The following is a 13282-nucleotide window of genomic DNA, read 5'->3' as shown; positions in this document are numbered from 1 at the left end:
CTGTATGAAACTTGTGATTGGATTGTTAAGATGTGGCGCAATGAGGTCAGACCTCTGCCTTTTAAACCAAGGAGCCAGGATGAAACAGCCATTGAAACTGACGACTCGCCAGGGCGAACGGATTGCCGTCGTGGCGGGGCTGCGTACCCCCTTTGCCAAGCAGGCTACCGCCTTTCATGGCGTGCCAGCAGTCGATCTCGGCAAACTGGTGGTGAGCGAGATGCTTGCCCGTACCGATCTCGATCCCAAGCTTATCGACCAGCTGGTGTTTGGTCAGGTGGTTCAGATGCCGGAAGCCCCCAACATTGCCCGCGAGATCGTGCTCGGTACCGGCATGAGCGTCAATACCGATGCCTATAGTGTCTCCCGCGCCTGCGCCACCAGTTTCCAGGCGGTGGCCAACGTCACCGAATCCATCATGGCCGGTACCGTAGACATCGCCATCGCCGGTGGGGCAGATTCCTCCTCCGTGCTGCCTATCGGGGTGAGCAAGAAGTTGGCCCGCGCCCTGGTGGATCTCAACAAGGCGCGCAATCTGCAGCAGCGCTTCAATATTCTGCGGACATTGAGGGTCAAGGATCTGCTGCCGGTGCCACCTGCGGTGGCGGAATACTCCACTGGCCTCTCCATGGGGCAGACGGCCGAGCAGATGGCCAAGAGCCACCAGATCAGCCGCGAGGCGCAAGATGCGCTGGCTCATCGCTCCCACACCCTGGCCGCGCAGGCTTGGGCTGATGGCAAGCTCAGCGGCGAGGTGTTTACCGCCCATGTACCGCCCTACAGGTCGCCGCTCGAGCGGGACAACAATATCCGTGAAAGCTCGGACTTGGCGAGCTACGCCAAGCTCAAGCCGGTGTTTGACCGGGTCCATGGCACAGTGACGGCGGCCAACGCCACGCCGCTGACCGATGGCGCCGCCGCCGTGCTGTTGATGCGCGAAGGTCGGGCGAAAGAGCTTGGCCTCGAACCGCTTGGCTATATCCGCAGCTTCGCCTTCTCGGCCATCGATGTGTGGCAAGACATGCTGATGGGCCCCTCCTATGCCACGCCGCTGGCGCTCGACAGAGCCGGTATCACGCTCAGCGATCTGACTCTGATCGACATGCACGAAGCCTTTGCCGCCCAGACTCTGGCCAACCTCAAGATGTTTGCCAGCCACGAGTTTGCCCGTGACAAGCTGGGCCGAGAACAGGCCATCGGCGAGGTGGACATGGAGAAGTTCAACGTCCTCGGTGGTTCGCTGGCCTATGGCCACCCCTTTGCCGCGACCGGTGCGCGGATGATCACCCAGACCCTGCACGAGCTGCGTCGTCGCGGCGGGGGACTGGGGCTCAACACCGCCTGTGCGGCGGGTGGATTGGGCGTGGCTATGGTGTTGGAGGTTGAATGATGAGCGCTAAGACTTTTTCCCTGGATGTTCGCAAAGATGGCATCGGCATCCTCACCATGGATGTGCCGGGCGAGAGCATGAATACCCTGAAAGCCGCCTTTGTCGAGGAGATCCGCTCCGTACTGGACGAGGTAAAACGCAACAAGGATTTGATCGGGCTGGTGATCACCTCAGGCAAAAAGGACTCCTTCATCGCCGGCGCTGACATTACCATGCTGGCCGCCTGCACCAGTGCCAAGGATGCCGAGACCCTGTCTCGGGAAGGGCAGGAGATTTTCGCCGAGATCGAGGGGCTGACCATTCCGGTGATCGCCGCCATTCATGGCCCCTGCCTCGGTGGCGGGTTGGAGCTGGCGCTGGCCTGTCATGGTCGGGTGGTGACCGATCATGGCAAATCTGTGCTGGGATTGCCGGAAGTTCAGCTCGGTTTGCTGCCAGGCTCCGGTGGTACCCAGCGCCTGCCGCGCCTTATCGGGTTGGCCAAGGCGCTGGATCTGATGCTGACCGGCAAACAGGTGCGGGCCAAACAAGCCAAGAAATTGGGGCTGGTGGACGATGTGGTACCGCCGTCAATCTTGCTGGATGCTGCCATCAAGCTGGCCAAGAAGGGCAAACCGCGCCATCAGTTGAAACGGGATCTGCAGGGCAAGGTGCTGGAGACCAACAAGCTGGGTCGCAAGGTGCTGTTCGATCAGGCCAGCAAGGGGGTGAAAGCCAAGACCCGCGGCAACTACCCGGCGCCGGAGCGGATCCTGGACGTTGTGCGCATCGGCGTGGAGGAGGGGATGAAGGCCGGTCTGGCCGCTGAATCCCGCCACTTTGGCGAGCTGGTGATGACGGCAGAGTCTGCCGCCCTGCGTTCCATCTTCTTTGCCACCACCGAGATGAAGAAAGAGGTCACCTATCAGGGGGCCGAGCCGCGCAAGGTAGCCCATGCCGCCGTGCTGGGCGGTGGTCTGATGGGGGGCGGCATTGCGTTCGTCACCGCTACCAAGGCGGGCGTGCCGGTGCGGATCAAGGATGTGGCAAGCGCCGGGATCGGCAATGCCATGCGCTACAGCTATGACATTCTGGCCAAGAAGCTCAAACGTCGCCACATCTTGCGCAGCGAATTGGAAAAGCAGATGAGCATGTTGACCGGTACCCTCGACTACTCCGGTTTCCACCGGGTGGACATGGTGGTTGAGGCGGTGTTTGAAGATCTCAATCTCAAACACCAGATGGTGAAGGACGTGGAGCGTGAGTGCGGTGAGCACACAGTGTTTGCCTCCAACACCTCATCCCTGCCCATCAACCAGATTGCGGCAGAGGCGGCGCATCCGGAGCGAGTCGTGGGGCTGCACTACTTCAGCCCGGTGGACAAGATGCCGCTGGCGGAGATCATCCCCCACGCTGGCACCAGTGCCGAGACGGTCGCCACCACCCTGGCTTTTGCCCGTGCCCAGGGCAAAACCCCCATCGTGGTGAAGGACGAAGCCGGTTTCTATGTCAACCGCATCCTGGCGCCCTACATGAATGAGGCGGCAAGACTGGTGCTGGAAGGGGAGCCGGTGGAGGTGCTGGATAGCGCGCTGCTGGACTTTGGCTTCCCGGTTGGCCCCATCACCTTGCTGGACGAGGTGGGGATCGATGTGGGCGCCAAGATCTCCCCCATTCTCGAGAAAGAGCTGGGCGGCGAGCAGTTCCAGGCACCCAAGGCGTTCGACAAGCTGCTGCAAAATGATCGCAAGGGACGCAAGAACGGCAAGGGCTTCTACCTCTATGGCAAGGCGGCACCGCGTAACAAGCTGACCGGCAAAGAGGGCAAGAAGACGGTGGACGAGAGCGTCTATGGCGTGCTCGGCATCAAGCCTTCTGCCAAGCTGGCCCGTCAGGAGATCGCCGAGCGCTGCGTGCTGCTGATGCTCAACGAAGCGGCCATGGCGCTGGATAGCGGTGTTGTGGCGTCGGCCCGTGATGGTGATATCGGCGCCATCTTCGGCATCGGTTTCCCGCCCTTCCTCGGCGGCCCGTTCCGTTATATGGACACGCTCGGGATCGATCATCTGGTTGGCCGTCTGGAGTATTACCAGAAGCGCCACGGCGACCGGTTCGCCCCCTGTGCCCGTCTCAAGGCGATGGCCGCAGAGCAGCAGACCTTCTACTGATAATCGCTGCAGAGTGACCGCAAGGCAAAGAGGCCCGCACCCCATGCGGGCCTCTTTCTATGTTGTGGTTTGTGCCGGTTGTGCTGCGATGATGCAGGCAGAGGTAAACGCTGATAAAAAACGGCCCACCGAAGTGGGCCGTCGAGATATCACGTCACGGATCAGATCCCCGGTTTGCGCTCCGGGCAGCGGCCAATAATATCGGGTGGCAGTTCACCGTTGTCCTGCTCCAGCACTACATCAAACCCCCACAGCTGATGCAGGTGTTTGAGCACCTCATGGCGTGAGTCGCCAAGGGGGATGCGGTTGTGGGGAACATAGCGCAAGGTAAGGGAGCGATCCCCTTTTACTGCCACGTTATAGACCTGAATATTGGGCTCCAGATTGCTCAGGTTGTACTGGGCTGACAGGGTATTGCGTACCTGACGGTACCCTTCGTCATTGTGGATGGCGGAGACCTTCAGATAGTTCTTCAGATCGTCGTCATCAATGGCGAACAGCTTCATATCCCGCATCACTTTCGGGCTTAAGAACTGGCTGATAAAGCTCTCGTCCTTGAAGTTCTGCATGGCAAAGTGGAGGGTTTCGACCCAGTTGCTGCCGGCATAGTCGGGGAACCAGTATCTATCTTCCTCGGTCGGGTTCTCGCAGATGCGGCGCAGGTCGGTAAACATGGCAAACCCCAGCGCATAGGGGTTGATCCCCGAGTAGTAGCGGCTGTTGTAAGCAGGTTGATAGACCACGTTGGTGTGGCTGTGCAGCACCTCCATCATGAAGCGATCGCTCAGTTTGCCCTCGTCATAGAGGTGATTGAGGATGGTGTAGTGCCAGAAGGTGGCCCACCCCTCGTTCATCACCTGAGTCTGCTTTTGTGGATAGAAATACTGGCTTATCTTGCGCACGATGCGCACCACTTCCCGCTGCCAGGGCTCCAGCAAGGGGGCATTCTTCTCGATAAAGTAGAGAATGTTCTCCTGGGGTTCGGCAGGGTAGCGTCTGTCTTCTACCCCAGCAGCTTTATGCTGCTTGGGGAGAGTACGCCACAGCTCGTTGACCTGGGTCTGCAGGTAGTCTTCCCGTGCCTTCTGGCGCCGTTTCTCCTCCGCCATCGAGATCTTCTGGGGACGCTTGTAGCGATCCACCCCGAAGTTCATCAAGGCATGGCAGGAGTCGAGCAGCTGTTCCACCGCCTCGATGCCATGCTTCTCTTCGCACTGGGTGATGTAGTTCTTGGCGAACAGCAGGTAGTCGATGATGGAGGAGGCATCGGTCCAGGCCTTGAACAGGTAGTTGTTCTTGAAGAAGGAGTTATGACCGTAGCAGGCGTGGGCCATCACCAGCGCCTGCATCGGCATGGTGTTCTCCTCCATCAGGTAGGCGATACAGGGATCGGAGTTGATGACGATCTCGTAGGCCAGCCCCATCTGGCCGCGCTTGTAATTGCGCTCGGTATGGATAAAACGCTTGCCGAACGACCAGTGCTGATAGCCGATGGGCATGCCGACGCTGGAGTAGGCATCCATCATCTGCTCGGCGGTGATCACCTCGATCTGGTTGGGGTAGGTGTCCAGCTTGTAGAAACGGGCGACCCGGGCGATCTCCTGGTGATAGGTCTCCAGCAGATCGAAGTTCCAGTCTGGTCCGTCATCCAGTGGCGCTACACGTTTTTCTGTTTCGATCATGTGACCTCCTCACGCCGCTTGTTTCTTGAACAGCTCGCGGAACACCGGATAGATATCCTCGACCTTGCGAATGTGTTCCATCGCAAAGTGGGGGAACTGGCTGGCTACCGACTCATATTCGTGCCACAGGGTCTGGTGGGCACGGGTGGTGATCTCGATGTAGGAGTAGTACCTCACCCTTGGCATGATGTCCTGCGCCAGGATCTCCCTGCATTGCGGTGAGTCATCAGCCCAGTTGTCACCGTCAGATGCCTGCGCCGCATAGATGTTCCACTGGTTGGCGGGGTAACGCTCGTTGATGATGTCGTTCATCATCTTGAGGGCGCTGGAGACGATGGTGCCGCCAGTCTCCTGGGAGTAGAAGAACTCGTGCTCGTCCACCTCCTTGGCCTGGGTATGGTGGCGGATATAGACCACCTCGACGTTCTTATAGGTCCGGCTCAGGAACAGATAGAGCAGGATATAGAAACGCTTGGCCATCTCCTTGGTGGCCTGATCCATGGAGCCCGATACGTCCATCAGACAGAACATCACCGCCTGGCTGGAAGGGACGGGCCGTTTGACGAAGTTGTTGAACTTGAGATCGAAGGTGTCAATAAACGGCACCGCATCGATCCGCCGTTTCAGCTCCCTGATCTCCTTCTCGAGCAGGGCTATTTCGGCAAAGTGCTCGTTGGGATCGGTGGCCAGCAGAGCCAGCCGCTCTTCCAGTTCATGCAATTGGCGTTTCTTGCCTGCTTGCAGCGCCATGCGCCGTGCCAGCGAATTTTGCAGGGAACGCACCACGTTGATGTTGGCGGGCACCCCGTTTGAGGTGTAGCCAGCACGGTAAGTTTTGACTTCCATCAGCTGATTGAGCTGGGTTTTCTGCAGCCTGGGCAGCTCCAGATCTTCAAACAACAGATCGAGATACTCATCCTTGGAAATCTGGAACACGAAATCATCGGCCCCTTCCCCCTGATTGGATGCTTGTCCCTCGCCGGAACCCTGTCCGCCGCCCCCTCCTTTGGGGCGGTCAATCTTGTCGCCGGAGACGAACTGGTCATTGCCGGGATGCACCATCTCCCGTTTACCGCCGTGCCCCTGATGAAAATGGGGCTCGCCGATGTCCTTGGTCGGGATGCTGATGCTCTCGCCCTTGTCTACGTCCTGAATGCTGCGCTTGGAGACAGCATCCGAGACCGCTTGTTTTATCTGCTTCTTGTAGCGGCGGATGAAGCGCTGCCGATTGACAGCGCTTTTGTTTTTGCCGTTGAGCCTGCGGTCGATAAAATGCGCCATAACTCCCCCTTGAACAGTCAGGGTCAGGATGACTTGCGTACCCTGAGATACCATTCGGAGAGCAGTCGCACCTGTTTACGGGTGTAGCCTTTCTCCATCATCCGTTCGACAAAGTTATCGTGCTTCTTCTGCTCCTCGGCTGAGGTTTTGCTGTTGAAGGAGATAACTGGCAGCAGCTCTTCCGTGTTGGAGAACATCTTCTTCTCGATCACGGTGCGCAGCTTCTCGTAACTGGTCCAGTTGGGGTTACGGCCTGCATTGTTGGCCCGGGCACGCAGCACGAAGTTGACGATTTCGTTGCGGAAATCTTTCGGGTTGCTGATCCCGGCGGGTTTTTCAATTTTCTCCAGCTCGCTGTTGAGAGACGCTCTGTCAAACAGCTGGCCGGTTTCGGGGTCACGGTACTCCTGATCCTGGATCCAGAAGTCGGCGTAGGTGACGTAGCGATCGAAGATGTTCTGACCGTACTCGGAGTAGGACTCGAGATAGGCGGTCTGGATCTCCTTGCCGATGAACTCCACATAACGCGGAGTCAGATAACCCTTGATGAACTCAAGGTAGCGATCGTGCAGTTCTTGCGGGAACTGCTCGCGCTCGATCTGCTGCTCCAGCACATAGAAGAGATGCACCGGGTTGGCGGCCACTTCCGCGTGGTCGAAGTTGAAGACGCGGGAGAGGATCTTGAACGCAAAGCGAGTAGAGAGACCATTCATCCCCTCGTCCACACCGGCGTAGTCGCGATACTCCTGATAGCTCTTCGCCTTGGGATCGGTGTCTTTCAGGCTCTCGCCATCATAGACCCGCATCTTGGAGTAGATGCTGGAGTTTTCCGGCTCTTTCAGCCGTGACAATACCGAGAATTGGCCCAGCAGTTCGAGGGTACCCGGGGCGCACTTGGCCTCGGTCAGCTCGCTGTTGATCAGCAGCTTCTCGTAGATCTTCACCTCTTCCGAGACGCGCAGGCAGTAAGGCACCTTGACGATGTATACCCGGTCGAGGAAAGCTTCGTTGTTCTTGTTGTTGCGGAACTGCTGCCACTCTGATTCGTTGGAGTGGGCCAGCAGAATGCCGTCAAAGGGGAGGGCGGAGAGCCCCTCGGTGCCGTTGTAGTTACCCTCCTGGGTTGCTGTCAGCAGCGGGTGCAGCACCTTGATAGGGGCTTTGAACATTTCCACAAACTCCATCACCCCCTGGTTCGCTTTACACAGCGCACCTGAGTAGGAGTATGCATCGGCGTCATCCTGGGCGAAATGCTCCAGCATGCGGATGTCGACCTTGCCGACCAGTGAGGAGATGTCCTGGTTGTTGTCATCACCGGGTTCCGTTTTGGCGATGGCAATCTGATCGAGGATGGAGGGGTTGACCTTCTCCACCTTGAACTTGGTGATGTCGCCGCCAAACTCGTGCAGGCGTTTGGCCACCCAGGGGGACATGATGGGACGCAGGTAACGGCGCGGGATGCCGTACTCTTTTTCCAGGATCTCCCCATCCTCTTCGATGTCGAACAGACAGAAGGGGTGATCGTTGACCGGTGAGCCCTTGATGCGATAGATGGGTACCTTCTGCATCAGGGATTTGAGTTTCTCTGCCAGCGAGGATTTACCGCCGCCAACGGGGCCCAGCAGATAGAGGATCTGTTTCTTCTCCTCCAGCCCTTGGGCGGAGTGTTTGAGGTAGGAGACGATCTGTTCGATGGCCTCTTCCATCCCGTAGAAATCCTTGAAGGCGGGATAGCGTGCCACGACGCGGTTGGAGAAGAGTCGGCTCAGTCTGGGGTTGGCTGAGGTGTCTACCATCTCCGGCTCACCAATGGCGGTCAGCAGACGTTCGGCTGCGGAGGCGTAGCAGGCTTTGTCCTGCTTACACATATCCAGGAACTCCTGGATGGTATATTCCTCTTCTCTCGCTTTTTCATATCGCTGTTGGTAATGCTCGAATATGCCCATAACTTTGCCCTCGTTATAGTCGCTTACCCTGAAAAAAGTGGATGACTGCTTTTGTGTTGTGCGCTTTTAAAGCCTAGTCAACAGACTCCAGTAATCCATCACGGTTGATAGGTTAAATTCTGAAGAAACCTGCCCGATCCTTTTGCGGGGAGGGTCAGTCAACAACACCGCTATGTTACTGACTGTTAAATTATTTTTGCCACGATAGTGAGGTAAATGTCAAAGACATAAAAAATAAATGTTTATGGGAAACAGGGAACTTATTGCGAAAAGATTAAGGGGTTTGACGAAAGGCAATGGGGCTGCGGGTTAGCGGGGTTATGGATGAAAATGTCATTACGTGAACGTCAACGTAAATCACTTTGTTTGGATTTTTTGCTCTAATTTTTACATTGACGCTACATTTTGAGTGCCCTAGATTGGCGATGTGTGAGCAGCAAGACGCTTTAGCAAGAGAGTTGACTGTTGCCTCACCAAGCTCTGTTTAAGCACGTTTCCGTTGGCTTGACCCTCGCAACCGCGAGGGTCTTCTTTTTTTTGCGTCTGTAAACGCTTGTTTCTGCTGGTGGCTATTGAAGCCGTCAGCACTCATCTAGCGAGGGTAGGCTTGTTGCACGGCAGCCAGGACGCGGGCAAACGGGTGAGCGGCCAATTGGCCTGCGCCCGCCAGCGATTTGGCCTTGACCCGGCTGGTCAGCGGTGTGGCGATACCGCACAAAAAACGGGCCAGGACACGCGCATCCACCGAACCTGTCTTGGCAATCAGCGGATCGCACCAGGCACGGATCCCCGCCGCGTTTGGCATGGTCAGTGGGGGCAGGGGAGGGAGATGTGCCACCTCGCCGCGACAAACCGAACAGTGGCCACAATGAACCGGCGCCACCTCATCGGCAAAATAGCGGGCGAGGCGGTGACTCAGGCACTCACTTGAGGTGAAAAAGTCGAGCATGGCTTGCAGTCTGGCCAGCTCACTCTGCTCTTTTTGCAGGAACAGGGCGTGCAGGGCTTTTGCTTCCTGCTCGTTGTCCCACCCCTGACGGGTGATCCGGTAGACCTCGGTCATCTGTTTGCTTTCAAGCTCGATCCAGCCTTGCTGCTGCAGGTAGTCGAGCGCCGCAACCGCCCGCTGCCGCTCCCCCTGATAGCCCTGCCAGAGGGCGTCAAAGTCCATGGTGCACCAGCTGCGCGCTTGCGGGGCGCAGGCGAACAGTTGCTCCAGAAACTGGCGGCGATCCGGATTGAAGCGGCTCACTATCTCACCTTTATCCAGCACAAACTTGAAGCGGTAGTCGGCGTAGTAGCTGTAGGCCGGGGTGATGATGCCTGCCATCTCCAGATAGACCAGCAGGGTTTTAAGGGGCAACTGGCGAATATTGGTGTCGTTGGAGAGGCGCAGCAGGGTGAATTCCCACTCGTTCCCGCTCAGCTTGATGATGGCAAGCAGCTGGAGGATGGCACTCAAATCCGGCGTATCGCCGTAGACGAAGTTCTCCAGCACCGGCAGCTGGCTCTGGTTGGCCAGCACGATACAGCGCGATGGCTGGCCATCTCGTCCGGCGCGGCCAATCTCCTGGCTGTAGTTCTCGATGGATTTGGGCAGATCGTAGTGAATGACCCGCCGGATATCCGCTTTGTCGATGCCCATGCCAAAGGCGATGGTGGCGACGATGCAATCCACCTTGCCCGCCATGAAGTCGTGCTGGATCTGACTGCGCAGCGCCGAGTCGAGCCCGGCATGATAGGCGCGAGCGTTGATCCCTTCTCTAATGAGTTGCTCGGCACAGGCTTCTGCGGTGTGTTGCAAGGTGACGTAGACGATGGTGGGTGCCGCCGGATCGTTGGCCAACTCCTGCGCGAGCCAGCTATCTCGCGCGTCGGGCGACAGGGGAATGACCGCCAGATCAAGATTGGGGCGATAGAAACCGGTGACCACGACCCCCTCCGGTTCGATGCCGAATTTGGTCTGCATATCCTGAATCACCGCCGGTGTGGCGGTGGCCGTCAGCAGTAACACCTGCGGGATCTTCAGGTCATGGCGATAGCTCGGCAGCTTGAGGTAGTCGGGGCGAAAGTTGTGGCCCCACTCAGAAATACAGTGGGCTTCGTCAACCACCAGCAGCGAGAGCGGCACTTGCTGGATAAAGCGGCGAAAACGCTCGTTTTTGAGCCGTTCTACCGAAATCATCAGGATCTTGAGTTGGCCATCCAGCGCCTGTTGCATCACTCGTCGGCTCTCCTCCGGGCTCTGGCTCGAGTCGAGGGTAGCGGCGCTTATTCCCTTGCTTTTGAGGAAGGCGAGTTGATCGTGCATCAGCGCCAGCAGCGGCGAGATAACCAGGGTCAGGTGAGGCAGGGCGAGGGCAGGCAGTTGATAACAGAGGGACTTGCCGGAGCCGGTGGGAAAGATGGCGGCGGCACTCTGACCAGCCAGCACCCGGCTGATCACCGCCTCCTGACCTGGCCTGAGTGCGGAGAAACCAAAATATTGGTTGAGCAGGGATGGGATCATGGCAAGGCTCCGCGGCAAATGGGGGATGATAGCACAGCGACACCGGTCACGGGTGGCACAGGAATGGTCGTGAGGGTGAGGGCAGAGAGTGTCGATAAAACGTACAAAAATGGGTGGTTGCGCTGTAGTTAAGGTTTTGTTGCGGTTTTTTGTGATGGAAACGGGATATTTTTTGGTGAGTCTCTGGAAAAAAAAGATGGCGAATGGGATATTCCGACATGCAATCCGGTGACTGGCGGATCGGCCCGACAGAAGGCTGGCCACAGACACCACATCCGGGCGACAGGGGTCTCCCGATGAGTGGTTGCAGACAGGACTCATGATTCATGCACTACGGTGCTTAGGGACTTTTTTGATGACACAACAACACCCCCTCCTTCGGCTGGTCAATAGCACCAGCCTGGTCAGCCAGATCCTGGTTGGTCTGGTATTTGGTATCTTGCTGGCACTGTTTGCCCCCGAGTGGGCGAAAACGGCAGGTCTGCTCGGCAGTCTGTTTGTTGGCGCACTGAAAGCGGTAGCCCCGCTGCTGGTATTCGTACTGGTGATGGCGGCCATCATTGGTCACAAGCAGGGTCAGAAGACCAATATTCGCCCGCTGCTGGCGCTCTACCTGTTTGGTACCTTCTCTGCGGCCGCGGTCGCGGTGATCGCCAGCTTCCTGTTTCCCACGAATCTACATCTGGTGGCCAATACTGCCGAGATCACCCCGCCGGGCGGGATAACCGAGGTGCTGCAGACCCTGCTGTTCAACGTGGTGACCAACCCGGTCAAGGCGCTGATGGATGCCAACTATATCGGGATCCTGGCGTGGGCCATCGGTCTGGGTATCGCCATGCGCCATGCCAACGAGAGCACCAAGGCGCTCATCACTGACCTGTCTCACGGTGTCTCCGCCATCGTGAAAGCGGTGATCCGCTGTGCCCCGCTCGGGATCCTGGGTCTGGTTGCTTCCACTCTGGCAGAGACAGGCTTTGACGCCCTGTTTGGCTATGCCCAACTGCTGGTGGTGCTGATCGGCTGCATGCTGTTTATCGCCTTTGTGGTCAACCCGCTGATCGTCTTCTGGAAGATCAAGCGCAACCCCTATCCGCTGGTGCTGACTTGCCTCAAAGAGAGCGGCGTTACCGCCTTCTTTACCCGCAGCTCTGCCGCCAACATTCCGGTCAACATGGCGCTGTGTGAAAAACTGCGCCTGCCCAAAGATACCTACGCGGTCTCCATCCCGCTGGGTGCCACCATCAACATGGCAGGTGCGGCCATCACCATCACTGTGCTGGCCATGGCGGCGGTACATACCCTGGGTATGGAAGTGGACATGGCAACGGCCGTGCTGCTTTCCGTGGTTGCCACCGTCAGTGCCTGTGGCGCGTCCGGTGTCGCCGGTGGCTCTTTGCTGCTGATCCCGCTGGCCTGTAGCCTGTTTGGCATCAGCAACGACATCGCCATGCAGGTAGTAGCCGTCGGCTTTATCATCGGCGTGCTGCAGGATTCTGCCGAGACAGCCCTTAACAGCTCCACCGACGTGTTGTTTACCGCCGCAGCTTGCATGGCCGAAGATGAAACCTTGCTGGATGTGGCTCCGATACCGAGCCGCGAAGCCTGATCTCGTAACGGTCAGTTTCGCAACACACTTGCGCCCTCTTCGGAGGGCGCTTTTTATTGCCGGATTTGCTCTCTTTTCCTCTTTGATCAATCTCATTGGCTGATGTGCCGGACATTCTGTCGCCCTTGCCCAGGGCGCTGCTTTATCTTTATCCCTTCGAGTTGTGCTTCCTCCTTCTGTTGTGCGCTACACATTTTTGTCTGTTCTGCTAACAGCCGATTGCTATGGCTTACCCTAGCTCTTCAAGACAATCACAGCATTAAAGAAGAATGGAGGTGGCTGGCTGCGGCAGATGAACCCGTCCTATCAGACACGCCATCATGGTTTGGTGAGGGGGAGTAAACGTGTTGGCGATATTGAGCTGCGGGCATGGGGGGTTAATCTGTTGATACCCGACGTGTTCAGTCATGGTGCTGGTGATCATGCAGACAGCCTACAGAGTGAGAGGAGTAATAAGGAGAGAGCAGGGGAATCGCGGTGGCACAGAGTGCATGTCTAGTCCTGAAATAGGTTTACACATTTTCAACTAGCATTTCTCTACTCAGAACCCCCTATGTACTGCATCGGGGGTTCTGTATTTCAACGCATGATGCGGCCGCTCCGCGTTGTAAATATCCACTGCTTCACGCACCATTTCCCGCGCTTGCGTCAAATCCTGCGGGCTTTGCAACAATAACTCTCCTTTCAAAATCCCGTTCACCCGCTCCGCCAACGCATTCTG

At 57.5% G+C, this 13282-nt stretch carries 8 protein-coding genes; 3 read left to right on the top strand and 5 right to left on the bottom strand.

All coding sequences use genetic code 11. The features are described 5' to 3' along the window. The first annotated feature begins 79 nt into the window (after positions 1-79). Positions 80-1390, top strand: a complete 1311-nt coding sequence (gene fadI, locus AB5Y86_RS19185) for an acetyl-CoA C-acyltransferase FadI (RefSeq protein WP_368193810.1) — start codon at positions 80-82, stop codon at positions 1388-1390. Beyond that, entirely contained in the window at positions 1390-3537 is a 2148-nt protein-coding gene (gene fadJ / locus AB5Y86_RS19180) for a fatty acid oxidation complex subunit alpha FadJ (protein WP_368193824.1), read from the top strand. Before fadI ends, fadJ begins: the two co-directional genes overlap by 1 nt. Before the next feature lie 161 nt (positions 3538-3698). Here the strand turns inward: fadJ and AB5Y86_RS19175 are convergent, their stop codons facing one another. The 4 genes from AB5Y86_RS19175 to AB5Y86_RS19160 all read right to left on the bottom strand — a co-directional run bounded on the left by AB5Y86_RS19175 (position 3699) and on the right by AB5Y86_RS19160 (position 10955). Beyond that, positions 3699-5219, bottom strand: a complete 1521-nt coding sequence (locus tag AB5Y86_RS19175) for a SpoVR family protein (protein WP_019445117.1) — start codon at positions 5217-5219, stop codon at positions 3699-3701. Positions 5220-5228: 9 nt separating this feature from the next. After that, on the bottom strand, positions 5229-6500 hold the full coding sequence (locus AB5Y86_RS19170) for a YeaH/YhbH family protein (protein WP_005333225.1): 1272 nt from the start codon (positions 6498-6500) through the stop codon (positions 5229-5231). Positions 6501-6523: 23 nt separating this feature from the next. Continuing rightward, entirely contained in the window at positions 6524-8446 is a 1923-nt protein-coding gene (locus AB5Y86_RS19165) for a PrkA family serine protein kinase (protein ID WP_005333223.1), read from the bottom strand. A 592-nt stretch (positions 8447-9038) separates the two neighbouring features. Continuing rightward, entirely contained in the window at positions 9039-10955 is a 1917-nt protein-coding gene (locus tag AB5Y86_RS19160) for an ATP-dependent DNA helicase RecQ (RefSeq protein WP_368193809.1), read from the bottom strand. A 355-nt stretch (positions 10956-11310) separates the two neighbouring features. On the opposite strand from AB5Y86_RS19160, the gene sstT reads away from it, so the two are divergent. After that, entirely contained in the window at positions 11311-12561 is a 1251-nt protein-coding gene (gene sstT, locus AB5Y86_RS19155) for a serine/threonine transporter SstT (RefSeq protein ID WP_368193808.1), read from the top strand. Positions 12562-13102: 541 nt separating this feature from the next. Here the strand turns inward: sstT and AB5Y86_RS19150 are convergent. Beyond that, a partial coding sequence (locus tag AB5Y86_RS19150) for an integrase core domain-containing protein (RefSeq protein ID WP_368193807.1) occupies positions 13103-13282 on the bottom strand: 180 nt, incomplete at its 5' end.

The organism is Aeromonas sp. s8 (assembly GCF_040907785.1).
GTDB lineage: Bacteria > Pseudomonadota > Gammaproteobacteria > Enterobacterales > Aeromonadaceae > Aeromonas > Aeromonas veronii.
This window is presented reverse-complemented; position numbering and strand designations above follow the sequence as displayed.